General features: G+C 65.5%; 21 protein-coding genes. 4 read left to right on the forward strand and 17 right to left on the reverse strand.

Translation table 11 applies throughout. The features are described from left to right. Positions 1–11 precede the first annotated feature (11 nt). On the forward strand, positions 12–1,691 hold the full coding sequence (locus HH308_RS02275) for an NAD(P)/FAD-dependent oxidoreductase (protein WP_170192498.1): 1,680 nt from the start codon (positions 12–14) through the stop codon (positions 1,689–1,691). 22 nt (positions 1,692–1,713) lie between these two features. Here the strand turns inward: HH308_RS02275 and HH308_RS02280 are convergent, their stop codons facing one another. Further along, complete coding sequence (locus tag HH308_RS02280; protein WP_312870287.1) at positions 1,714–2,826, reverse strand: NAD(P)/FAD-dependent oxidoreductase; 1,113 nt, start codon at positions 2,824–2,826, stop codon at positions 1,714–1,716. Positions 2,827–2,893: 67 nt separating this feature from the next. Between HH308_RS02280 and HH308_RS02285 the strand changes: the two genes are divergently transcribed. After that, the gene (locus HH308_RS02285; RefSeq protein WP_170192500.1) at positions 2,894–3,655 is read left to right on the forward strand and encodes a lysophospholipid acyltransferase family protein; all 762 of its coding nucleotides are present in this window, start codon (positions 2,894–2,896) and stop codon (positions 3,653–3,655) included. A gap of 65 nt (positions 3,656–3,720) precedes the next feature. Further along, positions 3,721–4,677, forward strand: coding sequence for a hypothetical protein (locus HH308_RS02290; protein ID WP_246284078.1), 957 nt, complete (start codon positions 3,721–3,723; stop codon positions 4,675–4,677). A gap of 82 nt (positions 4,678–4,759) precedes the next feature. On the opposite strand, the gene HH308_RS02295 is transcribed toward HH308_RS02290, so the two are convergent. The 16 genes from HH308_RS02295 to HH308_RS02370 all read right to left on the reverse strand — a co-directional run bounded on the left by HH308_RS02295 (position 4,760) and on the right by HH308_RS02370 (position 21,767). Continuing rightward, positions 4,760–6,796 (reverse strand): FUSC family protein, encoded by a 2,037-nt coding sequence (locus tag HH308_RS02295; protein ID WP_170192501.1) that lies wholly within the window; start codon positions 6,794–6,796, stop codon positions 4,760–4,762. A 49-nt stretch (positions 6,797–6,845) separates the two neighbouring features. After that, positions 6,846–7,643, reverse strand: a complete 798-nt coding sequence (locus HH308_RS02300; RefSeq protein WP_170192502.1) for a TIGR03084 family metal-binding protein — start codon at positions 7,641–7,643, stop codon at positions 6,846–6,848. A gap of 9 nt (positions 7,644–7,652) precedes the next feature. Continuing rightward, a complete protein-coding gene (locus HH308_RS02305; RefSeq protein WP_170192503.1) occupies positions 7,653–8,801 on the reverse strand; it encodes an acyl-CoA dehydrogenase family protein in 1,149 nt (382 codons plus the stop codon). Positions 8,802–8,932: 131 nt separating this feature from the next. Next, positions 8,933–9,700: an SDR family NAD(P)-dependent oxidoreductase gene (locus HH308_RS02310; RefSeq protein WP_170192504.1), complete on the reverse strand. Its 768-nt coding sequence runs from the start codon at positions 9,698–9,700 to the stop codon at positions 8,933–8,935. Beyond that, positions 9,697–10,029: a hypothetical protein gene (locus tag HH308_RS02315; RefSeq protein ID WP_170192505.1), complete on the reverse strand. Its 333-nt coding sequence runs from the start codon at positions 10,027–10,029 to the stop codon at positions 9,697–9,699. The genes HH308_RS02310 and HH308_RS02315 overlap by 4 nt, the downstream gene beginning before the upstream one ends. Further along, positions 10,026–11,312 carry an MFS transporter gene (locus HH308_RS02320; RefSeq protein ID WP_170192506.1) on the reverse strand — a complete coding sequence of 429 codons (1,287 nt, stop codon included), beginning with the start codon at positions 11,310–11,312 and terminating at the stop codon, positions 10,026–10,028. The genes HH308_RS02315 and HH308_RS02320 overlap by 4 nt, the downstream gene beginning before the upstream one ends. A 72-nt stretch (positions 11,313–11,384) precedes the next feature. After that, positions 11,385–12,107 carry an alpha/beta fold hydrolase gene (locus HH308_RS02325; RefSeq protein ID WP_170192507.1) on the reverse strand — a complete coding sequence of 241 codons (723 nt, stop codon included), beginning with the start codon at positions 12,105–12,107 and terminating at the stop codon, positions 11,385–11,387. Positions 12,108–12,133: 26 nt separating this feature from the next. Next, complete coding sequence (locus HH308_RS02330) at positions 12,134–12,661, reverse strand: GNAT family N-acetyltransferase (RefSeq protein WP_170192508.1); 528 nt, start codon at positions 12,659–12,661, stop codon at positions 12,134–12,136. Next, a complete protein-coding gene (locus tag HH308_RS02335; protein ID WP_170192509.1) occupies positions 12,658–13,737 on the reverse strand; it encodes an alpha/beta fold hydrolase in 1,080 nt (359 codons plus the stop codon). The genes HH308_RS02330 and HH308_RS02335 overlap by 4 nt, the downstream gene beginning before the upstream one ends. A 288-nt stretch (positions 13,738–14,025) precedes the next feature. Then, positions 14,026–14,652: a TetR/AcrR family transcriptional regulator gene (locus tag HH308_RS02340; protein WP_170192510.1), complete on the reverse strand. Its 627-nt coding sequence runs from the start codon at positions 14,650–14,652 to the stop codon at positions 14,026–14,028. 94 nt (positions 14,653–14,746) lie between these two features. Further along, positions 14,747–15,916: an acyl-CoA dehydrogenase family protein gene (locus HH308_RS02345; protein ID WP_170192511.1), complete on the reverse strand. Its 1,170-nt coding sequence runs from the start codon at positions 15,914–15,916 to the stop codon at positions 14,747–14,749. Further along, positions 15,913–17,040: an acyl-CoA dehydrogenase family protein gene (locus HH308_RS02350; protein ID WP_170192512.1), complete on the reverse strand. Its 1,128-nt coding sequence runs from the start codon at positions 17,038–17,040 to the stop codon at positions 15,913–15,915. Before HH308_RS02350 ends, HH308_RS02345 begins: the two co-directional genes overlap by 4 nt. Continuing rightward, positions 17,037–17,474, reverse strand: a complete 438-nt coding sequence (locus tag HH308_RS02355) for a Zn-ribbon domain-containing OB-fold protein (RefSeq protein ID WP_170192513.1) — start codon at positions 17,472–17,474, stop codon at positions 17,037–17,039. The genes HH308_RS02350 and HH308_RS02355 overlap by 4 nt, the downstream gene beginning before the upstream one ends. Next, the gene (locus HH308_RS02360; RefSeq protein ID WP_170192514.1) at positions 17,471–18,622 is read right to left on the reverse strand and encodes a thiolase family protein; all 1,152 of its coding nucleotides are present in this window, start codon (positions 18,620–18,622) and stop codon (positions 17,471–17,473) included. Before HH308_RS02360 ends, HH308_RS02355 begins: the two co-directional genes overlap by 4 nt. Next, the gene (locus tag HH308_RS02365) at positions 18,619–19,425 is read right to left on the reverse strand and encodes an enoyl-CoA hydratase-related protein (protein ID WP_170192515.1); all 807 of its coding nucleotides are present in this window, start codon (positions 19,423–19,425) and stop codon (positions 18,619–18,621) included. The genes HH308_RS02360 and HH308_RS02365 overlap by 4 nt, the downstream gene beginning before the upstream one ends. Then, positions 19,422–21,767 carry a CaiB/BaiF CoA-transferase family protein gene (locus HH308_RS02370; RefSeq protein ID WP_170192516.1) on the reverse strand — a complete coding sequence of 782 codons (2,346 nt, stop codon included), beginning with the start codon at positions 21,765–21,767 and terminating at the stop codon, positions 19,422–19,424. The genes HH308_RS02365 and HH308_RS02370 overlap by 4 nt, the downstream gene beginning before the upstream one ends. A 182-nt stretch (positions 21,768–21,949) precedes the next feature. On the opposite strand from HH308_RS02370, the gene HH308_RS02375 reads away from it, so the two are divergent. Next, entirely contained in the window at positions 21,950–23,587 is a 1,638-nt protein-coding gene (locus tag HH308_RS02375) for a long-chain-fatty-acid--CoA ligase (RefSeq protein WP_211188108.1), read from the forward strand. Positions 23,588–23,658: the final 71 nt, after the last annotated feature.

Genomic DNA, 23,658 nt, shown 5'->3' on the forward strand with positions numbered 1-23,658 from the left:
CACTAGAAGCCATGACACAACCCAGCGCGCCCGCGATCGTGATCGTTTCCGCGGAACACGCCGACGACCTGTATGTGCAGTTCGGTCGTTATCACGCCGAGTATCGCGTCGAGTGCGTGCATTCCGCGATCGAGGCGATCACCCTACTGAGCGCGCTGCGTAGCGACGGTGTGCCGGTGTCGCTGATCGTCGTCGAATCGCAGCTGCCGGATATGAGTCTGATGGAGGCGGTCGGGGCGTTCCGCAGCGTCGTGCCGACCGCGCGGCGCGTCGTCGCCATCCACTGGAGCCGCTTCTCCACCGATTCTCCCGCGTTGCGACCGGCATTGCAGAAGGGCAAGTTCGACGCGTCGCTGCTCATCCCGCGCGGTCAGCGCGACGAGGAATTCCATTACGCGATAACCGAATTGCTCTCGGACTGGGGAGCAACGGTGGGCGTCTCGGAAGTGGAGGTGCTGCGCATCGTCTCCCCGACGCTCAATCCGCTGACGATGGCGATCCGGGACTTCCTGGACCGGATGGGCATGCCGAACCGGACCCACCTTCCAGAGAGTCCGCAAGGCCGCGACACCATCGCGGCGGTCGGTGGTGCGGCATCGTTTCCGCTCGTGCATCTATTGCGGGACGACGGGAAAGTGATTGCGCCGCAATCGGTTCGCGACGTGTCGACGATGGTCTACGGGCGCCCGTCGGACATCAAGGTCGACACGATCGCCGATCTGGTGATCGTCGGAGCCGGCCCGGCCGGATTGGCGGCCGCGGTCTACGCCGCGTCGGAGGGGCTCTCGACGGTCATCGTCGAGTCGGAAGCCGTTGGGGGACAGGCGGGTACGAGCTCGATGATCCGCAACTACCTCGGCTTCCCGCGTGGTATCTCCGGGATGCGGCTGGCACAGCGGGCCCGCAGCCAGGCCATTCGCTTCGGCGCCCAGATCACCACCGGATGGCCGGTGCTGCGGCTGGAACCGGCGAGTGTCGCCGACCCACATCGCATCGTGACCGAGGGCGGTGACGTGTGCGCCCGCACGGTGTTGATCGCCACCGGCGTCGCCTATCGTCGCCTCGGAATCGCTGCGCTGGAAGACTTGATCGGTGTCGGGGTGCACTACGGCGCCGCCATGACCGCGGCCCGAGAGATGGAGGGCCGCGATGTCTTCGTCGTGGGTGGCGGCAACTCGGCGGGCCAGGCCGCGGTCCACCTGGCGCGATATGCGCGGTCGGTGACCATCGTCGTGCGCCGCCCCGACCTTATCGCGACGATGTCGCGATACCTGATCAACGAGATCGACTTCAATCCGCGGATCACGGTGCGCGGATCCACCGACGTCGTCGACGGCGGCGGCGAAGGGTCACTGGAATGGCTCGAACTGCGTGACCGCACGTCGGGTACCACGCAGCGCTGCCCGGCGGGCGGTCTGTTCCTGCTGATCGGGGCGGCACCCAAATGCGAGTGGCTCCCACCCGACGTCGACCGCGACGACAACGGATTCGTCCTCACCGGGCGCGACGTCCACAAGTCGCGGTGGATGGGTGGTCTGCCGCCGGCCAGTCTGGCGACGAGCCTGCCCGGAGTGTTCGCGGCGGGCGACATCCGTGGCGGATCGATGAAGCGCGTCGCCGCGGCGACCGGGGAAGGCGCGAGCGTGGTGCCGCTGGTGCACGACTTCCTCGCCGAGTCGTCGCGGCGTTGATCTCCGCGCCGCGCCGCGTCGTTCACACGAGCGCCGCGACCTCGCGGGCCAGTGCGAGACACGAGGTGAGCCCCGGCGATTCGATACCGAACATGCCGACCAACCCGGCGATTCCGTGGATGGCCGGGCCGACGATCGTGAAGTCGGCGGCAGGTCGGCCCGGTCCGCTGCATTTCGGGCGGATACCGGCCATCGCCGGAACCAGCGCAGCGTCGGGCAGAGCGGGCCAATAACGTCGGATGGCGGCGTAAAAGCCGTCGGCGCGATGGGGATTCACCGAGTAGTCGAGGGGTGCGTCGGCGTCGAGCCACTCGACGTCGGGGCCGAAGCGTGCCGACCCGGTCAGATCCAGCGTCAGATGCACGCCGAGCCCGCCGTCGACCGGTACCGGGTACACCAGGTGCTCGAACGGGGCGGTGCCGCCGGCCAGGCCGAAGTAGTTTCCCTTCGCGCAGTGCTGCTCGGGAATGTGCTGTGCGGGAAGACCTTTGGTTGCGCGTGCGACCGACCAGGCGCCGAGTCCGGCGCAGTTGATCACCGCCGAACAGGTGATCCGGTCGGCGTTGGTGGCGACTGTGAACGCTCCCGGATCGTCGACGGTCACCGCGCTCACCGGTGAGCGCAGCACCACGTCGGCGCCGGCGTCGAGAGCGTCGCGCAGCAACGCACGCATCAGCCCGTGCGAATCGACGATGCCGGTGGACGGGCAGAGTAATCCGGAGGTCGCCCGCAGCGCGGGCTCGACGGCCCCCACGTCTGCAGCCGAGAGTCGTCGCAGATCGTCGACGCCATTGCGCCGGGCACGCTCGGCGATGACGTCGAGTGCTCCGTGCTGATCATCCGACGTCGCCACGATCAGTTTGCCGGTGCGCCGATGTGCGATGCCGCGCTCGGCGCAGTAGCGGTAGAGCGAGTCGCGTCCGGCCACGCACGCTCGTGCCTTGAGTGAACCGGTGGGGTAGTAGATGCCGGAGTGAATCACCTCGGAGTTGCGTGAGCTCGTCTCGGTGCCGACGTCGTCGGCGGCCTCGAGGATCGCGACCGACCGGCCGCGGGTCGCCAACTCCCGTGCCACAGCGAGGCCCACCACGCCGGCTCCGACGACGACGACCTCGATGTCCGGCGAGTTGCTCACCTCACCGAGGTTAAGGCGTGTTCGGAAACACTCGGCATCGGCCGCTAACTTACGGTACCGTAACTTCATGGACGTGAAGATGGAACAGGCAAGCGAGGTCTACGACCACTACCTGGCACATCAGCAGCCGGTCGCGAAGGCTCGGATGATGTACGGCATCCTCGCCTGGCGGCACAAGCCCCAGGTCACCTACGCCGACGGCGCGAAACAGGCGCTGCGGGAGGCGATCCGCAGCGGAGCGCCGATCATGATCAGCGCCAATCACGTCCGCGAGACCGATCCGTTCATTCTGGCCGCTACCGGCTTCCTGTCGCCGTTGCGATCACATATCGGCCACATGCGGGTGCTCGCCAAAGACGAACTGTTCGAAGAGCCTGAGCAGCGGGCCAAAATCGACGCGCTCGGCGGCATTCCGGTGTTCCGCTCCAAAGATCACGGGGTACGCGCCGCGATGGCGGCCGGTCAGCGGATGATCGACATCTGCGCTCAGCGGATGTCCGACGGCGACTATATGGCGATCTTCCCGGAAGGCACCTGCAACAAAGAAGATCCCGCACGAGTCCAGAAGTTGGGCAGCGGCGTCGGGCATATCGCGACTCGGGCGGCCAAGCTCGGGGTGTCACCGTGGCTGGTCAGCATCGGCATCGCTTACCGGGACGGCGAAGCGACACCGCGACGTCCGCTGGCCGTCATCAACACCCCGGTGCGCATGGCCGACGCCGGGCTGACCACCCCGGCCGCGGTCACCCGGCATATCGCCGCGGACCTGCAGTCGACGGTCGACCTCGCCCACGGCGTACGGGCGGTGTCGGCGGTGGCTCACTCCTGAGAACTAGACCGATACCGCACCCGCGGGGGAGGTGCGTGCGCGGCCATCGCCCATAGCGTCGGGGCATGGACCTGCCACGTATCGGAAAGCCACTTCTGCTCACCAGTGCCGCGATGGCGGCACTGGCCGTATTCTGTTTCGCCGCAATGGGATTCGACCATCGCATGCTTCTCGGTGTGAACATCTGGGTCAAGCCGGCGAAATTCGCCGTCGCGTTCGCGATGTACACCTTCACCCTGGCGTGGTTGCTGTCGCACCCGCATCGCGGCAGTCGATGGACACGACGGCTCGCGGTGCTCTTCGCGGTCACCGCCGTCGTCGACGTCGGGTTCATCGTGCTGCAGGCGGCCCGGGGGACGTTCAGCCATTTCAACACCCAGGGCGATCCGGTGAACTCCATCGGTCAGATCGTCTTCGCCTCCGGGGTGCCCGGACTGTTCGTCGCGAACCTGGCCATCGCCGCAATCTTGATCTGGCAGCGCATCGGCGACCGGGCGACGACGGTCGCCATGCGCATCGGATTGATCATCAGCGTCGTCGGAATGGGACTCGGCTACCTCGTCGGCTGGGCAGGCACGCAGGTCGTGGGCGACGCCGACGGCCATCTCGTCGAGCTCAATGCGCGGCACACCTTCGGTGGCGTCGACGGTGGTCCCGGGATTCCGATCGCCGGCTGGAGCAGTGTCGCGGGTGACCTTCGGGTCCCGCACTTCCTCGGGATCCACGGAATGCAGATTCTGCTGTTGGCTGCCTTCGCGCTGTCGGTGCTTGCGCCCAGAATCGCGGTGTTGCGCGACGAACGGGTGAGGACTCTGCTCGTCGGGGTGACCGGCGGAGCCTACAGCGCGCTGATTGCTATCGCCCTGTCCCAAGCGCTGCGCGGTCAGTCTGTCATTCACCCCGATCGAGTCACACTCATCGCCTACGGCGCTGTCATCGCGGGTGTCGGAGCCGCACTGATGTGGTGGTGGCCGGTCACTGCCGACGGCGTCCGGGCGTTGTCGGAGGTGGCTGGCTCTTGAGTGGACCCGGCCATCGGATGTTGCGGCTGTCGGCGAATCGGGCCGACTGGCTGGAGATCCCTTTCAGGTTCAGGCGAAGAGGTCATCGTCGGGCGGTGGCGATGATGCCGGCGAGGTTCTCGAGTGTGTCGGTCATCTCTGAGCACAGGTCCAGTGCCCGTCTTCGGGCGTGCTCGGCGCTGGGCTGTTGCGGGTGTTGTTCTCGTGCGCGGTCCAGCACGCCGTCGACGGCGGCGCGCAGGGTGCCCCGGGGGACGGGGTGTGCTCCGGCTGCGGCCCTGGCGAGCGCGCCGACAAGTTCGTGGACGGGATCGGTCAGCTCAGCGAATTCCGGGATTGCCTCGGGTGGGGTCGTCGGTCTGTGTTCGCTCAGAAGTGCGGCGTATCGGGCCGCCTGGTCCACTTCGGCTTGAATCTGGATCAGTTGGTCGTTGTTCCAGACGCTGCGGCGATGCGCGGGTTCTGACTCCACCTGCGCGATGGTTGCGTGCAGCTGCTCACGGATCTGGCGCGATGTCGATCGCAGTTCATCGATGGCTAGTGGGTCTCCCACGCCGACCGCGGTGTATCCGGTGAGTATTTCGGGGAGGAGGCGATCGAATATTCGGAGCCATTCGGAGAGAACGTCCGGCACGCGGTGGGTGGACCAGGTGGGCCACAAGCCGAAGATCGCCATGGCCAGCGCGGCGCCGACTACGGTGTCTGCCGCTCGTGCCCATGCAGTGGGAGCTGGGAAGCCGCCTACCTCGTGGATCAAGAAGACGAGCCACGCGGTAAGCCACAGATTGAGCATCAACTGTCCGGTGCGCAAGGTGAGCAGGGCTACCGCGGCGAGCGCTACCGATGCGACCGCGAGTTCTCCGTGCGACCAGTCAGCGAGTGACAGGGCCCACGCGAGCAGGCCGCCCAATATTGCCCCGACCGAGCGCCCCCACCCACGCGCCATCGTGTGGCCATAGTCGGGGAAGAGCACGAGCATCGTCGTCAGGGCAACCCAGAAACCGTGCGAGGCCAACCCCCACCCGCCCCATGTACCGATGCCTCGGCCGACGAGTTCACCGATGACAACGCCCACCGCCAGCCGTACACCATGCCGGAACAAGTGCGCGTGGGGGTTCAGTTCACCTCGTAGTCGGGACGCAGTCCGGGCGAGCACCGACGTCCCGGAATAGAGGCCGGGGACCTCGGCATTCGGTTCGAATGCATCACCGATCCGGTTGTTCGTGGCCAGGAGTCCCAATCGCTGCGCCTCCCGGAGGAGGGCGACGAGCCGCTCCGCCGAGGCGGCCGACGACGACTGCGCCCACCGATCGAGGCGTTCCCACACCGTGGCCGCGGTGTCCTGGACACGGCCCGTGGACACGGTGCGCGAGATGTCGGTGAGAACCTGCGATACGTCGTCGTCGTGTGGCGTCGGGCCGGTTGTGCGGTTCATCCACCCAACGGATTCCATGGTGCGGCGAAGCTGTTCTGCGGTACCGAGCAATCCGAACAGCGCCGCCGCCGCCGGTCGAGTGGACCGAGGTAGCGTCCCCAGCGCGTGACGGGCGGCGATGAAGGGTTGCGTCGGCATCGACGCTCCCGACGCTCCCGACGCTCGTGCGAGTGCGCGGTACAGGGCAGACAGGGTGCGCCGCTGGGCGGGGTAGCGCAGTCCGTAGGGCGGGAGCAGCTGCGTGCCGACCGCGAGTGCGGTCCCGGCGGACATCCAGCCGGCCATGATCAGTCCTTCGTGCAGGTCGGGTGCCATGTCGCCGGTGATCATGAGACCGATGACGGCCAGGCATCCGCGGATTCCCGGCGCGATCCCGAAGGTGCGGCACAGCCCGGCGATGAACGCGAACACGGCCAGCGATGTCAAGAACAACAATGCACTGGAGTGGACGAGTGCACCGAGCAGTGCCATGGCGCTGAAAGCCACCGCCATGGCTGACGCATTCGCCGCCCGGTGCCACACCGGTGACAGCAGTGTTCCGATACTGCAGATGAACGCGCCGACGGGGAGCATCGCGCCGGCTAGAGGGTTCCCCGTCGTCCAGCCGATGGTCGCTGCCGCCGCGACGGCCACTATTGCGCGGGCGATAGCCTGGGGGTCGGAGAAGGTGCGTTCGATGCGCATTCCCTCACGAATGCTTCGGCCAAGGGATTTCCGCCAGGACATGGTGGTGCTAGCCTCTCGCTCGTGGGAACTGGCCGGGTCGTCGGCCCGTGCCGGGCTTGCCCGCGTAGGCCTGCGCGAGGGCGAGGAACTCGTCAGCCAAGTGACCCTGAGTGGTCAGGTCGGTGTCGTCGGGGTGCCGGCGTTGGGTGAGGACGAGTGCCAGATCGAGGGCGGGCCCGCGGATCACGTCGGTCTGCGACTGCCCGTATGTCCAGATGGTCCCGTTGGGGGCGGTGACCTCGAATCGGATGTCGTGCGTGGGGACGTCGAGGCCTCGGTTGCGGTAGGCGAACGCTCGGGCGCGGTATCCGATATGCAACACGTGCTGGATGCGGTCGGTGGCCGGACGGTCGATGCCGAGTGTGTCCACGATGTCTTGACCGTGCGCCCACGTTTCCATCAGCCGCGCCGTGCACGCCGATGCGAGGCTCATCGGCGGACCGTACCACGCGACGCGGGTCGCGGGATCCGCGTGACGCATGGCATCGGTGACGGCTGTGCATCCTGCCCGCCACCGGTCGAGCAGGGTTGCGGCGGGAAGGGCGGCAAGCGGGGCGGCGACGACGTTGACGTAGTCGGGTGTGTCGCGGCGGATCGCCAGCGTGGCCAGGAATGCCGGAGCGTCAGTGATCGACTGCGTCATCGCACCGTCGAAGAAAGCCAGATGCGCGACCTGGTCTCGGATCCGCCATCCGTCGGCGGGTGTGTCGAGGTCCCACTGCTGGTCGCTGAGCGGTGTGAGCAGCTTGTCGAGTTCGTCGTGTTCTGTTTGCAGGTCGTCGACCAGTGCGCTGATGTCGGCCATGGTGATGTCCTAGGCGGGGGTGAATCCGTCGATCTTCGCCAAGACTTGCAGCATCACCTCGTCGGCGCCGCCGCCGATTCCCGCCAGGCGGATGTCGCGCACGAAGCGAGGTACCCACGATTCCTCGATGTAGCCGGTGCCGCCGTGGAATTGCAGTACCCAGTGGGCGGTGTCGCGGCAGAGTCGGCTGCCCATCAGTTTGGCGATGGTCGCCTCTCGTGTGGTGTCTTCGCCGCGCGAGTACTTCTCCGCCATGGCGTAGCAGTAGGTGCGCAGCATGTCGAGGCGGCCGGAGAGTTCGGCGAGTTGGAACGCCGCGTACTGGTTGGAGATCAGTGGCTCGCCGCGGACGATGCGATCGCGCATGTAGTCGCGGGTCTGTTCCAGGGCCCATTCGATCTTCTTCAGCTTGCTGTATGCGCCGCTCATGCGTTCGACGATGAATTGGCTCATCTGTTGCTGAAAGCCGCGTCCGATCTCGCCGATGGTGTTCGATACCGGTACGCGGACGTCGTTGAAGAACAGTAGAGCGGTGTCTGAGCAGCGGCAGCCGAGTTTGTCGAGTTTCTTGCCGATGACCACTCCGGGGGTGTCGCGTTCGACGATGATCTGGGACATTCCGCGGTGGCCGCCCTCGGCGGAGGTGCGTGCGAGCAGGCACATCCAGTCCGCCTGGGTGCCGTTGGTGATGAACATCTTCGAGCCGTTGATGACCCAGTCGTCTCCGTCGCGGACGGCTTTGGTGCGCAGGGCGGCGACGTCGGATCCGGCGTCGGGTTCGGTGACCGCGATCGCGGTGACCATGTCGCCGGCGATGGCCGGTCGCAGATACTTCTCCTTGAGTTCGTGGGTTCCGAAGCGGTGCAGGGCGGGGGTCGCCATCATCATCTGCACGCCGAGGGCCATCGGGATGCCGCCGGCGTGGACTCGGCCGAATTCTTCTTGAGCGATCATCGCGAAGGTGTGGTCGGCGCCCATCCCGCCGTACTCTTCGTCGTATTCGATGCCCAGGATTCCGATGTCGCCGGCTTTCTTGAACAGTTCGTGCGCGGGAAAGATCCCGGCTTCTTCCCACTGGTCGACGTAGGGATTGATGTCGCGGTCGACGAACCCGCGGATAGATGCGCGGAAGGCTTCGTGTTCTTCGGAAAATACCATTTCTACTCCTTTGTGATGAGGATGTTCGAGGTTTCGAGCACCCGGTGAGCTAGTTGTCAATTATTGGTGATGTCGCGCTGTCTCGGTGAATGTTGCGGGCACTTGTTCGTAATTGCGCCCTATTTTTCATCTCAACTGACGAGTGCACCGCCGTCGACGGGTAGGGTGATACCGGACATGTAGCTGCTCGCGTCACTGGCCAAGAAGACCAGCGCCGAATCGAGCTCCGGTCCGTCGCCGAGGCGTCCGAAGAGGGTTCGGGGTATGACGTAGCGATCCAGAGCGTCGGAGCTTAGTTCCGCGGTCATTTCGGATGCGAAAAACCCTGGCGCGAGCGCATTTACGCGTATTCCTTTGCGAGGTGTCCATTGTTGCGCCAAGTCGCGGGTGAGTCCGATGACTGCTGATTTGCTGGCTGAGTAGGCGGCTTGGGGCATGAGGAAGCTGGTGAGCCCGAGGACGCTGGCGATGTTGATGATCGAGCCGCCGGGGTTCATGACCCGGGCGCAGGATTGGGCCATGTGAAAACTGCCGTTGACGTTGACGTCCATCACGCGGGCGAAATCAGTCGGTGTCTCACGCAGCGCGGGCATCACGGTGCCGAGTCCGGCGTTGTTGACCAGAATGTCGAGGTGACCGAACTCGTCGATCGCGGCCCGGGCTACTCGGTCGCAGGCTGCCGGGTCAGTGACATCGCAGGTCGCCGTCACGCAGCGGCGGCCTGTCCGTTCGACGAGCGCCTTAGTGTCCTCCAGCATCGCGCAGCGGCGAGCGGCGATTACGACGTCGGCGCCGGCTTCGGCGAGTGCGCGGGCGAATCCCACTCCGAGGCCGCTTGATGCGCCGGTCACGACGGCTGTGCGCCCGGTGAGCATGAATCTATCGAGGATGCCGGTCATTTCGAGTTCTCGGTTTCGGTCGGCCCGGGATCGGGATGGGTTGTTGCCAATCGAAGTAGGCGTATTTCGTAGTCCAATGCTCCGATTTGGCGGTGGAGCCGGCGAATATCGGTGGCTGAAGGGATATTGGCGAGGTGAAGGAGTCCTGCTTCGGCGTTGGCGATCACGCTGCCTATGGTGCGACGCAACCTAATGACGGTATTCACCGTGGTGAGGAAGTCGGCGGAGGCCACGATTGCGTCGGCTTTGGGTGCGACGGCCGTCTCCACCTGGTTGTAGAGGCTGCGGAGCCTGTTCTGGTGTGGGCTCTTGGAGGATGAGTCGTTCATGCGTCGTTCCGAATTTGAGCGCTGTCTCGGTCAGGATTGACGAATAGGATTGCCAGTACGGCGCTGATTCCCGCGACGATTCCGATTGCCTGAAATGCGGCGGCATATCCGTCGGCTTTATCGGCGTGTTGTTCGACGAGCACTCCGGTCATATAGGGTGCGATGAGGCCGCCGACCGCCATGAGAGCGAGGAATGTTCCGACGGTTCCGGCGACTTGACTCGGTGGGCACAGGTCTGCGACTGCGGCGTTGAACAGCGGAAAGATTGCGGTGACGAATCCGTATCCGATCGACAGCAGTAGCACTGACACTATCGGTGTGTGAACGTATGGAATCGCGACGAGGGCGATCGCGCAGAGGATCAGTCCGGCACTGGGCAGAATGATTCGGACTGCTCGTGCTGATGAGCCGCGTTTCATTGCTCGGTCACTGACCACCGACGAGATCAGGAGGACGATCAGCCCGAAGATGCTGGGTAGGGCGAACATCGCGCCGGCGGTGAGTTGGGAGTATCCGAGGCCTTCTTCGAAGTAGGAGGGCAGCCAGGTGAGCACGACGGTGACCAGTGCGTAGCCGGCGGCGACGACGAGCGCGCCGATGAGGAAGGTCTTCGACAGCAGGATCGTGCGCCACGGCACCCGCGGTTCATCGGTTGGTGAGGCGTGCTTGGTCTGCGACACGTAGGGTCCCGGGCTCCACACGTTGATCCACGCGACGGCCCACACCAGGGTGCATACCGCGAGCACCATGAGTGAGGCACGCCAGCCGTGGTGCACGACGACGTACGTGAGTGCGGGCGCGAAGGCGATCTTGGCTATCGCGGCGGCACCGGCCAGTAGCGCTCCCGGGAGTCCCCGGTCTTGCGGCTTATGCCATGAGTATGCGGCGGTGTGAAGCAAAGCTGAACTGGGTCCCTCGGTGGCGCCGAGGAACATCCGGCTGACGATCAGGACCGCGAGCGATGCTGTGACGAGCATCGGCAGCATGGCTGCCGACCAGCACAGTGCCAGCGCCATCAGACCCCATTTGAGGGTGAGCCACCGGTTGATCGCGCCGGCGAAGAATCCGCCGACGGTGAATGCGGCGAAGAACAGGCTGCCCACCAGTCCGATCTGGGCCGGGCTCAGGCCCAACTCCTGGCGCAGAGGCTTGGCGATGATGCCGAAGACGGCCTTGTCCGCGTAATTGAAGATGTACATCACCACGAGCATCCCGGTGAGTGCCCATGCCTTCGTACGCTGGTCGTTTCGGGGAGGTGAGGTGGTTTCGACGACTGAATTCATGTCTTCTGGTTCCTTGGATTGGCGCACCGAATCACTTCGGTGTTCTGGAGTCGGTGATGGCGATTGCGCGGGCTAGTGGATGCGCAGGCGGTCCGCGGCGATTGCGAGGACCTGCGAGTCGACGGGGAAGGAGAAGTGAGCGCAGTTCACCTCGATGTTCTCGGCGGTGGGGCTGGGCACGTCCATGCAGGTGCGCCACGCCACGATCCCGTCGGTGCGGCTGTACAGTGCGGTACTGGGCACAGGTAGTGCCGGCGCGTCGGCCTCCAACGGGAGGTCGAGCGCACGCTCGTGCCAGGCACTCACAGCCCGGTAGGCGATGCGGGCTCGGCTCTGATCGTGGTGTTCAAGCCGGATGGGGCTGGCGAGCGTTATCACGTGGCGGACATGGTCGGTTTGTTCGCGGGCGAGTTCGCGGGCGAAGACTCCACCGAGGCTCCAGCCGACCAGCGCCACGGGACCCTGATGGTCGGATGCGATCTGGTTGAGGCGGTCGCGGAGTCCGGTCATCGCGTGCCGCGTGGGCCCGACGTTGACGCCTTGGTTCCAGCGGTATGGCTGGTAGCCGAGCCGTTGAAGGTAGCGGCGGAGAACTGAGAGGTGCAGGTCAGACGTTCCGAAGCCGGGGATGGTGAGGACTGGTGTGCCGCCGCCCGGGTGGGTGGTGGTCGGGGAGCGGCGGGACCATGCCCCGGAGATCATGCTGACTAGGGCACGTGGCTGTTCGAGGCCGGTCAGAACGGGCGAGGGCGCGCGGGTGCCTGACTGTTCGATGAGAGGGTCGAATGTGAGCATCGGATACTCCGGTTGTCGTCGGGTTGTCAGTGAAAGGTTGTGGGAAGGCCGGCGACTTGCGCGGTGGCGGCGGCGGTGTTCGCGTGCAACGCGAGGGTGACGATGTCGTGCAGGTGGCCCGAGCGGTCGCGGATCTGGTCGCGCAGCAGTGCCTCCCCGGTGAAACCCAGGCCGAGGAACGTTCCGATGGGACCGTCGGCTTCGGCGTCGAGTTCGATGACGAGTTTGTCGACACCCGTGGCGAGTGCCCCGGTCACGGCGGCTTGCGCCAAGAGGCGGCCGATTCCGAGCCGGCGAGCGTCGTGCGCGACCACGATCCTCAGTTCGCCGACATGTGAGGACCACCCGGGCAGTCGATCGACGCAGGCGTATCCGGTGACGTCACCGTCGTCGCTGACGGCAACCCAGCGCAGTTGCGGGTCGTCGCATAGGCGAGCGGCGGCGTCGAGATCGTAAAGGTCCCCGCGCATCATGGTCAGATCGTGATCGGATAGTTCGCGGAAGAGTGCGACCAGCTGATCGGAGTCGTCGTGGTCGAGCTTTCTGATGGTCATGGCGTTGCCTCACTGCGGGTGCGGAAGAATTCGATGAGGGTGGGCAGGGTCTGCTGTGCTGCCGTACGCCCGACGAACAGACCGGCGTGGCCGCCGGGCAGCGTGTGAAGTTCTTTGTCGGTCGAACCGACGAGGTCCATCACGGGTGCGGCGGCGGATGCGGGCACGATGTGGTCCGATGCGCCGAGTACGGCGAGGAATGGCACGGTGATCTGGGAGAAGTCGACCGGTGTGCCGCCGATGACGAGTGTCCCGTCGACGAGGGCGTTCTCGTCGAGGATCCGTCGCATCTGCCGCGCCGCAGCGCCCGGAAAGGCGACGTGGCCGCTGGCCCAGCCCATCATCGCTTGGTGCGCTTCGACATAGTCGTCACTCCACAGTTGCTGTACGAGGTTGACGTAGCCGGTGACTTCAGAGGTGGGTGCGATCGCCCGGAACGCCGCGAAGATGACGTCGGCCGGAACGTTGCCGTCGTCGTCGAGGACGTCTGCCAGATCGTCGGTTGAGTTGAACACGGTGGTGAGGACGCCGAGTTCGGTCAGATCGACGGGGCACGCGACCACGGTGAGGCTGCGCAGTACCGCCCGGCGTTCACGGGCCGCGTACATCAGCGCCAAATCGCCGCCGAAGCAGTATCCGACAAGGTTGACCTGATCGTCGCCAGACGTACGTCGCACAGCGTCTACGGCCTCCGGGAGGGCGTGATCGACGTGATATTCGAGGCCGAGGTGGGAATCGCGTTCGTCGGGCGTCCCCCAGTCGAGCAGATAAACGTCGAACCCGGACTGAATCAGCTTCTCGATGAAGCTGTTTCCCGGCCGGAGATCCAGGATGTAGGGCTTGGTGACCAGGCTGTACACGAGCAAGATCGCCGGCCGGTAGGCGCGTTGGTCACTGCGGTAGCGATACAGCCGGGTACGGCCGTCCCGCAGAATCAGGTCACGTGGGGACAGGCCGACCCGCGGGTTCGACAAGCCGGCCACCAGCTTGATGCCGTTGCGAGCGCGCAGCAGATTGCGGCCGATCTCGCGTCGGAGCTTGTCGACCGCTCCGTCGTCGCTCGCGGTTTCAGACATTCACTTCCGCCACTTTCGCTCCCTACCGCCATCGGCTGTATCTAACGATCGATATATTCGACTGAACCCAAGGATGCCCCGCTCTGAATGAGGAGGTTGGAATCACGAGGATTCGAGGTATGGAAGTACTATATACCTAACGTTCGCTATATAGCTAGAAGACTGCGACACTACTGCCGAGTAAGAATGAAAGGTGCAGGTCAGAATCGAAAATACCGGTGAAGCAGACGCTTCACCGGTATTCGGTGTGCACTCAGTGGCGTGAGACGACGTGGGCCGCGGAGAGAATCAGTCCGTGGGGTCGGCGCCGACGAGCCGCAAGGTAAGTGCTTCGTAGCGGTCGGCGATAGTCGATGGTGAGTCCGCGCCGTTCGGGCGGTACCAGTCGGCGATGCCTTGGGCCATACCGAGGACGGCGAGTTTTGTGTACTCCATGTCGGTGATGTGGAACTGCCCGGTCCGATTGCCGTCGTTCAAGACCTCCACGAGCATGTCGTCCACTTCATGTCGACGCTCAAGGTACGGGGCGACGGCGGCGCGTTCGAGAAAACGGAACTCGCGATGCAACGAGGCGAGGTCCTGCCGCTGAGTGACGTGCAGAACCGTGGAACGGACGATCCAACGCAACCTGACGACCGGATCTTTGGAGCTGGGATCGTCTAAGACCTTCCGCAGTTTGTTCAGAAGGTCGTCCATGGCGATGTTGAGAAGCGCGACGAGCACGCCCTCCTTGTTTCCATAGTGGTAGTACAAGGAGGGCAGGGTCAGTCCCGCGCGTGTGACGATTTTGCGCACCGACGTCCCGTGATACCCGTTCTCACGAAGCTCCACGAGCGCCGCGGACAGGATAGGCGACAGGTGGAGATCATCGCCTTCCGCCGACGCCACGTCTCCCATCATGACAGTGTCGGTCATTGCTTCGCCTGCTATCTATCGTTCGTTAAACACGTCTGGTGAACTGAAAGATACCCGCAATAACGTGGCCTCGCCACTCAGACACTGGCTACACCTAGCTCGGGATCTGATTGAACGGGATGGATTTGGACGGGTCAGGCTCTTTGGGCATTCGCAGGATCCGCTCGCTGATGATGTTCCGCTGAATCTGGTCCGTCCCACCGCCGATCGAGGTGAAGTAGGCATCGAGGGTGAGGAAGTTCGCGATCTCGGCGTCGGACGGCGGTTCGGTCGCGGCCGACCGCTCGTCGATGAGGCCGGCGATTCCGACGATGTCGGTGCGTAGCGCGGCGGTGGCGTGCAGCAGCCGTGACATGGCGAGTTTGCTCATCGACATCGCGGCCGGGTCCTTGGCCTTTCCCGCGTTCGCGTAGCGAAGCTGGTTGAGTGCTACCGCGGTGCGTTGCGCGTAGGCGTCGGCGATGCGGTCCCGAATCAGTGGGTCGTTCAGGGCGCCGTGACGTTCTGCGAGTGCTACCAGATCGTCGGCGGTACCGACATACCGTTCGTCGTCTTTGACGCGTGATCCCGATGCCCGACCGCCCATCACCGATCGTTCCAGGCCCAGGGCCGACATCAGCGCGGCCCAGCCGCCGTTGACGTCACCGAGGCGGTTGTCGTCGTCGACGAAGGCATCGGTCAGGAAGACCTCGTTGAAGTGTTCGTCGCCGGTGATCTGCATGATCGGCCGCACATCGATGCCAGGCTGATCCATGGGAATCACGAAGAATGTGATGCCCGCATGTTTGGGCGCCGTCGGATCGGTGCGTGCGGCCAGCAGCCCGAAGGCGGCCCGGCGGGCGCCCGACGTCCACACCTTCTGTCCGTTGATCCGCCAGCGGTCACCCTCCCGAACCGCGGAGGTTCGCAGGCTGGCGAGGTCGGAGCCGGCGGCGGGTTCACTGTAGAGCAGACACCCCTGGATCTCGCCGGAAAGCAGCGGGCGCAGGTAGCGTGACCGCAGGGTGGCGGTGCCCATCTGCCGCAGGACACGTGCGTGCAGGTTGGTCAGGTCGGCACGGCCGGGGGCGCCGACGCGCTCGAACTCGGCGCCGACGATTGCGGCTTCCTCGGTAGTGAGGCCCTTTCCGTATGACTCGGGTTCCCACGTCGGCACGAGCCAGCCGGCGTCGAGGGCTTTGGAGCGGAACGCGATCGTGTCGTCGCCGACGGGGTTGGCAGCCAGCCAGGCGGATACCTCGGCGCGCAGGTCGGTGGTGGTCATCGATTCTCCTCCCGATTGGTGATGAGGTCGGTGTAGTCGCGCTTGGCGATCGCGGCGCTGCCGAACAGGTTGCGGTTCGTTGCGGCGCGGCGTCGGTACAGGTGTGCGCGGCATTCGGCGGTGAATCCCATGCCGCCGTGGATCTGGATGTTGTCGGCGGCCACCGCGACGAATCGGTCAGCGCAGAAGAACCGTGCCAAGGCCAGCCGCTCGGCGGCCGAGTCGACGCCGTCGACGGCCGCGTCGACCGCGAGGCGAGATACCGACAGGGCGAGTTCGGCGTCGACGAAGCGGTCGGCCAGGATGTGCTTGAGCGCCTGGAAGCTGCCGACCGGCCGTCCGAACTGGATTCGCTCGCGGGCATAACCGGTGGCGTCGTCGAGCGCGGCGACGGCACCGCCACTGCTGTCTGCGGCGAGCGCGAGGCGTGCTGCGGCCAACGCTTCGGCGAACGCCGCCTGTCCGGTGCCCGCGGCAAGAATGCGCACCGGCGCGGTGTGCGCGGTCACGTCGGCGAGTCCACGGGTGAGGTCGAATGGCGTTCGCGGGGTCACCGACAGGTCCGTGCCGCGGGCCAGCGCGATCTCCGCACCGTCGGACCCGACGAGCAGGACGACATCGGCGACGTCGGCGTCGAGAACGTAGCCGAAGCTGCCGGTTGCGGTCCCGTCGGCGTCGAGGAGGGAATCGGTCCGAACGTCGCCGTGGTCGGAGAGGAACGCGACCGTCGCGATGGTCGTGCCCTTCGCCAGTTCGCCGAGGAGTTCGCGGGCGTCATCGGCGCCGTCGGCGTCTGATCGGGCGAGGCCGGCGAGCAGGACCGGCGCGAACACGGCGGTCGTGAGGAACGGTACCGGCGCGAGTTCGGCGGAGAGCGTCTCGGCGACTCGGGTCGCCTCGGCCAGGGTGGCGTCTGCGCCGCCCAGGTCGTCGGGGATCAGCAGGGCCCCGATGCCGAGTTCGGCCGCCATACGATGCCAGTTCTGCCGTACGACGTCGGGGTCGCGGCGGTGCCCGGGTTTCGACTCGATGGGGTCGGGGAAGCGTTCGCGGCAATAGGCGGCGACAGTAGCGGTGAGTTCGGCGAGGTCGGCTTCGTCGAGCCGCACCACAGTGTCGGTCATGATCGTCCTCTGGTGTTCTCGGGTTCGGTTCGGGCCAGGACGACGTTCTCGCCGCCGTCGACGCCGTCGATCACGGTGATCACGATCGGGTCGCCCACGTGCAGCGAATCTCTGTGCGTCGTGGTGAGTAGCCGGGTGAGCACCCATGGGCCCTCGTCGAGTTCGACGATGGCGGCCAGGTACGGCGCTGGAATGAATGGAACAGGGGAGCGGTGCACCAGCGACCAGGAGACCAGCGTCCCGGTTCCGGCTGCGGCTATGGCGTCGTGCGCCGCGCTGTGGCAGACCGAGCACAGGGCTGCCTGCGGACCGCGGATGGCGCCGCAGGTGTGACAGCGCCGCAGCAACAGTTCACCGCGTGCGGCGAAGTCGAAGAAATCGGCACTGTCGGCGGTGCGGTCGAGTTTGGGCACTGGTACTCGTGTCTCGCTCATGCGGGCTTCTCCGATCGTCCCAGGATGGTGGTCGAGTGGTACTCCAGAATTCCGCCGTTGCCGCTGACGAGAGCGAGGTCCGAGTTGGGTGCTTGGCGGGAACCGCCGTCGCCGCGCAGTTGGATGATCGCCTCGCTGAGGGGGGTGAAGCCCCACATGTAGTAGCTGGAGAGTTGCCCGCCGCCGGTGTTGACCGACAGGCGTCCGCCGGGGGCGAGCGCGCCGTCGGACACGAAGTCGCCGCCCTCGCCTTTGGCGCAGAATCCGTAGTCTTCCAGGCTCACCAGGACGGTGTAGGTGTAGCAGTCGTACAGTTCTACGACGTCGATATCGGCGGTGGTCACCCCCGCTCGTGCCAGTGCCCGCCGGCCCGACTCCACGGCACCGGTCTCGATGCCCCAGGTGGAGTCGCGGTGCAGCACCCGCGGTCGGTGTCCCTCGCCGTACCCCCAGATGTGGACGGCCGGATGAGGTAGGTCGGCGGCCCGATCGGCCGACGTCACCACCACCGCGATCGCCCCATTGGTGACCAGACAGCAGTCGAGTCGATGCAGCGGATCGGCGATCATCGGTGAGGCCTGGTGGTCGGCTATCGTGATCGGTTCGCGGAAGCGGGCCAGCGGGTTGCCGGCGGCCCACGCGCGCTGGGCGACGGCGATTTCGGCGAGTTGCTCGGTGGTCGTTCCGTAGCGCTCCATGTGTCGGCGCGCGGCGAGAGCATACTGGACGTTCGGGGTCGTCGCGCCGGTGGCGATGGTCCACCCGCGATAGCCGGCATTGGTCATCGGTGCCGACCAGGTGGTCGCAGTCTTCTCCTTCATCGGAACGTCGGCGAACGAGCACACCACGGTGGTGGCCGAACCGTCGGCTATCGCACGGCATGCTTGGGCGATCATCGCGCCCGCGCCGGCGCCGAACGTCGAGGTCACCGCCAGTAGGCCGAGTGTGCTGATCCCCAGCTCGGCGACCAAGTGCGGGGCGAGCTCTTCGCCCAGGCCAGCACTCATCAGTACCCCGTCGACGTCGCCCATCGTGAGTCCGGCGTCGGCGACGGCGCGGGTGATGGCCTCGACGGTGAGTTCGGCGGCGGATCGGCCGAACACTTTACCCAGCTCGGTCATGCCGAGCCCGACGATCGCGGCGTTCATCGTCCCTCCCACCGGGGTGCGCGCTTCTCGGCGAACGCGCGTGGCCCCTCCTTCGCATCACTGCTGGCGAACACGATGTCACGTGCCTTCTTGCTCACACTCCACGGATTGTCCGTCCAGGCCATGGACCAGTCCGAGCCCGCTGCGCTTGCTTCATAGATCGCGCGTTTGGTGTGCTGCACTGACAAGGGGGCGTTCGCGGCGATCTTTCCGGCCAACTCGTATGCGGCGTTCATCAGTTGGTCCGCCGGAGCGACGCGGTTGATCAGGCCGACGTCGCGGGCGGTGTGTGCGTCGAAGGTGTCGCCGACGAGGGCGATCTCGAGCGCCTGCTTCAGTGCCACTTGGCGTTGTAGGCGGACGACACCGCCGCCCGCGGCGATGAGGCCGCGTTTGACCTCGGGCAGCCCGAATTTCGCCTCGTCGCTGGCGACGGCGAGGTCGACGGCCAGTAGCATCTCCGTGCCGCCACCGACCGCGAAACCGTTGACGGCGGCGATGATCGGTTTGTCGATCCAGTGCGTCATGAGGCCACCGAAACCCCACTCGGCGCGGTCGGGGAACACGTTCTCGCCAGCGGCGACGGCCTTGAGGTCGGCGCCCGCACAGAATGCGCGGCCGACTCCGGTGAGTACGACGACTCGTACGTCGCGATCATGTGCCGCGGCCTCGAGCGCGTCACCGATCCCGTTCGCGAGATCCGCGTTGACCGCGTTCATCGCCTCGGGACGGTTCATGGTGATGGTGGCGATATGGTCGGCTACCTGATAGCGCACGATGGCATCGGCATCGTCGGTGGTCATGCTTTGGCTACTTTCTCTGTGGCGTGGTTCTCCGTGGGGTGGTTCTCTGTCGCGTGGTTCGTTGCAGCGCGACGCAGTTTCGCCGCGAGGTCGGATTCCTCGACTGCTCCTCGCTCGAGGAGCGACGCGATCTGGGGACTGTCGTAGCCGAGTTCCCGCAGGATCGACCACGTGTGTTCGCCGAACGCGGGAGCCGGACCGAGGGTCGGCGCCCGACGGCCGTCGACGATCAACACCGCCCGCTCGACCGGCACGATCTGCTCGGTGCCCGACACCGACGTGGTCGTGTAGAAGTCGCGGGAGCTCAGACCTGCGTCATCGGGAAGATCTCCCGGCGACAACATGGGCGCCGCGGGTACACCTGCCGCCTGAAGCGCTTCGGCTACTTCGGCGCCGTCCCGGTCGGCGACGGCATCGGCGATCGCCGCAGTGTCGCGTGAGGCTGTGCCGAGGACGACGTATACCCGGTCGAGCTGTTCTGGAGTACGCGGATCGATGACGCACCACCGCTCGGGGCCGCGTGTGGCGAAGACTTGCTGCGACAACAACGCGCCGGGCGCGGAGCCGGGTGGTTGTACACTTCCGGGTGCCTCGGACTCGCGAGCGAGATAGGGAGCGAGGTGGATCAGGCCGATGTCGCTCTGTGCGAGGCTGATATGCGCGCCCCGTCCGGTGCGCAAACGGTTGAGCAGGCACGCCGCGACAGCCACGGCGGAGACGCGCGCGGCGAGATGATCGGGGTAGATGGTTATTCCGTCGCTGAAATAGGACGCATCTGCGTTCTCGCGCCACAACCACGACAATCCGGTCAGCGCCCTCACCAGCGGGCCGTAGCCCATGGAGTGGCGTCGCGGACCGATGGCGCCGAATGCACTCGACTCGACGGTGATGATCTCGGGGTTGATCGCGGCGAGGTCATCGTGGCCGATTCCGAGCTTCTCGGCGGTGCCGGGCTTGAAGTTCGAACATACGACGTCGGCGTGAGCCACTAGTTCCCGAAATATGGCGAGGCCCTCGGCGGATCGCAAGTTCAGGCCCAGATTCTCCTTGCCCATATGTCCGCGGGCCAGCGCGGGAGTCAGGGATTCGAACGAGCGGCGCATACCGTCGGGGAAGGCGGTGTTCTCGATGCGGATGACCCGGGCGCCGAGTTCGGCGAGAAGTTGCCCGGTCTGCGCCCCGGCGACGATGACACCGAGGTCCAACACGGTTACCCCGGCAAGCGGACCGCCGGTCGGCCGCTTGTGGCCCGCGGGGACGATCCGGGGCTCGGTCGGCGGCTGCGTGCGAGCCGCGCATCGTGTGCCGTCCACGTGAACCATCCCTTCGGGGAAGGTTCGCCGTACACCGTCGGAGCAGGCGTCGTCGACGAAGATGCCGATCTCACGAAAATGCGGCTCGGTGAGCACATCGGATACCGACAGCACTTCAGCGGCGGGAATGCGCCGCGCCACACACTCGGCCACCATCTCGGCAACCGTCATCGAGGAGAAGAAGTCGCCCAACGCCGGGACGACCAGATGAGCACGCGCGTACCGGCCGGGATTGGTCTTGAGTTCGTCTCCACACAGGTGCGTCGGTCGACCCATCCAGTCCAGCATCGACTCCCACTGCGCTAGAGACAGTACACAGACACGCACATATCCGTCGCGCACGGAGAACACCGGATAGATGTCGCCGGCGGCAGGTCGGCCCAGATCGGGGACGAAATCCGGTGTACCCGAACCCGTCATTCCCTGGGCGGGGTCCAGGCACGTCATCCCGGCCTCGAAAATCGAGCAGTCGAGAATTCCGCCGAGCCGGTTCGGGCCCCGCAGGCTGCTGAACATCGCACCCACGATGGAGACGGCGATAGCCTCAGCGGCGCCGAGCCGGAAGAGTTCGCCCGGCGGCAGCAGTGGCGGACGGCCCGGCTCGCCCGAGCGTGCCAGCGTTCCGCCCAACGCCTGGTAGACGGCTTCGGTGCCCACCCAGTCACGCCGCACTCCGGTGAGGCCGAAATCCGAGATGACCGCGACCAGCAGCTCGGGGTGCGCGGCGACGATGTCCGAGTGGGAGATTCCTCGGATGCGCGGACCGCACAGCAGGACGTCCGTGATAGGCAGCGCAGCTTCGATGATCTCACCCAACGGGCGGTCACCGGTGTCGAGCATTCGCTTGCCCCGGCTGTCAATGGAATACGCGACCTCATCGCCGACAACGACGTCGGGATCGGCGATCACGTCGACCATGGCCCCCAGGTCGGCGAGAATCTTGCCCAGCGAGGGGAGGAGCTCGTCGACGACTGTCAGCACGCGCAGGCCATGCAAGGGAAGTGCGGTAGTTTTCGGGAAAGTATGCATCGAGGCCTCGTCACATCAGCGTGTGTATATAACGTTCGTTAGGTTACTCAATGTGCCGCGGCTGTCAAGCCCCTTCTGCTCACCCGGGGAACGACGTCTCCGACTTTGACCTATATATCGTTCGTTAGGTATGGTGCGTCGCGAGACTTGCACCACAACGAGGAGGCGCCGTGAGAAGCACCATGATGAACGATCAGCTGTCGATAACCGACGTGCTTGAGCACGGCCAGCGTTGGAACGCCCAACGCGAAGTGATCACCAAGACCGCAGATGGCTGGCGGACAGCAAGTTTCGCCGCGGTCGCCGAGAATGCCGCGCGGCTGGCGAACGCACTGCAGAGTCTCGGAATCGACGGCGACCAACGCGTCGGCACGTTCATGTGGAACAACCAGGAACATCTGGAGGCCTATCTCGCCGTGCCGGCGATGGGGGCGGTACTGCACACCGCGAACATGCGACTCACTCCTGAACAGGTGGCTTACACCATCAACGCTGCCGACGACCGCGTCATGATCGTCGATGCGTCGCTCGCTGAACTGTTCGTCAAGGTGCTGCCGCTGCTGACGAGCGTGCACACCATCATCGTCAACGGGAGTGTCGAAGCCACCGTGTTCGCCGACGCCGACATCACCGTGCTCGACTATCACACGCTGGTCGACGCCGCGTCACCACAGCGGGTCTGGACGATCGGTGACGAGCGAAACGCGGCCAGCATCTGCTTCACCACCGGCACCACCGGCAACCCCAAAGGCGTCGCCTACAGCCACCGCTCCATCGTGTTGCAGTGCCTGGGCACCAGTACGATCGACACGCTCGGCATCGGAAACCGGGATCGGATGCTGGTCCTCGTGCCGATGTTTCACGCAACCGCGTGGTGCTACCCGTACACAGGATTCTGGTCGGGCGCCGACATCGTCCTACTCGACGAGTTCCTCTCCCCGGCCGCGATCATCGACGCGATCCAAACCTTCGGTATCACGTTCGCCAACGGTGTCCCCACCGTGTGGAACGATGTACTGCGGATACTGCGTGCCGAACCTCACCACAATCTCTCCTCGTTGCAGCGGGTGGTGATCGGCGGCGCCGCGGCGACGACAGCCTTGTTCGACGGGTTCGACGAAGTCGGCGTGCGCATCGTCCAAGGCTGGGGCATGACCGAGACGTCGCCGCTGGTCACCGTGGGCCGCGACTCGCGAGGTGTCGACGCCACGACCGCCGCATCCCAACGCCTCTCGCAAGGGCGCGTGCTAGCAGGCGTGCGTATCCGCGTGGTCGACCCGGACTCCGGCGACCCCCTGCCCGACGACGGGCGCTCGGTGGGCGAACTCGAACTTCGCGGCCCGTGGATCGCCGGCGGTTACCTCGGCGACGAGGGCTCCGACAAGTTCCACGACGGCTGGTTGCGCACCGGAGACGTCGGCACCATCGACGATCAGGGCTTCGTCCGGCTCACCGACCGCGCCAAAGACATCATCAAGTCCGGCGGGGAGTGGATCTCCTCGGTGGACCTGGAGAACGTGCTCGTCGCACATCCCTCCATCCGGGACGTCACCGTGATCGGTGTGCCCGACGCCCGCTGGGACGAACGCCCTTGCGCCATAGTCGTCTTCGAGGACGGACGGGACGTCGATGTAGAGGAACTGCGCGTCTGGCTGGTGGGCCGCGTCGCGCGCTTCTGGGTACCCGAGAACTGGATCACCACCACGGCACTACCGAGAACCAGCGTCGGCAAGATCGACAAGAAGGACCTCCGCAGTCGCCACGCCGCAGGTGAGTTCGAGATGCACCGAAGCACCTCGAAGCTTCCCTCCGAAGCGTGACCGCAAACCTTCCCGCACGCGGATGTTGCCGCAACGAATACGCACCGTTTCGCACTACGAGTTCAACTCGC

It is taken from the genome of Gordonia asplenii (assembly GCF_012933505.1).
Classification (GTDB): domain Bacteria; phylum Actinomycetota; class Actinomycetes; order Mycobacteriales; family Mycobacteriaceae; genus Gordonia; species Gordonia asplenii.